This is a genomic window from Aquitalea sp. ASV15 (assembly GCF_016429115.1).
In the GTDB taxonomy this organism is placed as follows: Bacteria; Pseudomonadota; Gammaproteobacteria; order Burkholderiales; family Chromobacteriaceae; genus Aquitalea; species Aquitalea magnusonii.
The window spans coordinates 1-885 of record NZ_JAELTZ010000124.1; the positions used below are offsets into that span (position 1 = coordinate 1).

General features: G+C 64.3%; 1 protein-coding gene. It reads left to right on the forward strand.

Going from position 1 to position 885, the window contains the following annotated elements; genetic code table 11:
* The coding region (locus JHD64_RS21110) for a hypothetical protein (RefSeq protein ID WP_199055572.1) at positions 1-885 on the forward strand (885 nt) is incomplete at both ends.

Genomic DNA, 885 nt, shown 5'->3' on the forward strand with positions numbered 1-885 from the left:
TGGCAGCTGGACCGTTCCGGCCAGCAGCCTGAGCGGCCTGGTGGATGGTGCGGTAACGGTGAAAGCCAGCGTCAGCGATGTGGCCGGCAATACCGCCAGCGCCAGCAATATCGACAGCAAGGATACGCTTGCCACCATTGCCATCAGCAGTGATGGCAGTGGCAGTGATCATGTTTACAACAAGAGCGAAAGCGGCGCCGCCGTGGTCAGCGGCACCACCACGGGCGTGGAAGCCGGCCAGACTGTCACCGTCACCTTCACCGACAGCGCCAACCACGTGGTCACCACCACGGCGACCGTGGCAGCCAATGGCAGCTGGACCGTTCCGGCCAGCAGCCTGAGCGGCCTGGTGGATGGCCCGGTAACGGTGAAAGCCAGCGTCAGCGATGTGGCTGGCAATACCGCCAGCGCCAGCAATAGCGACAGCAAGGATACGGTGGCCACCATTGCCATCAGCAGTGATGGCAGTGGCAGCGATCATGTCTATAACAGCAGCGAAAGCGGCGCCGCCGTGGTCAGCGGTACCACCACGGGTGTCGAAGCCGGCCAGACTGTCACCGTCACCTTTACCGACAGCGCCAACCACGTGGTCACCACCACGGCGACCGTGGCAGCCAACGGCAGCTGGACCGTTCCGGCCAGCAGCCTGAGCGGCCTGCTGGATGGCCCGGTAACGGTGAAAGCCAGCGTCAGCGATGTGGCCGGCAACCCGGCCAGCGCCAGCGTCAGCGACAGCAAGGACACCACCGCCACCATCACCATCAGCAGTGATGGCAGTGGCAGCGATCATGTCTATAACAGCAGCGAAAGCGGCGCCGCCGTGGTCAGCGGTACCACCACGGGTGTGGAAGCCGGCCAGACTGTCACCGTCACCTTCACCGACAG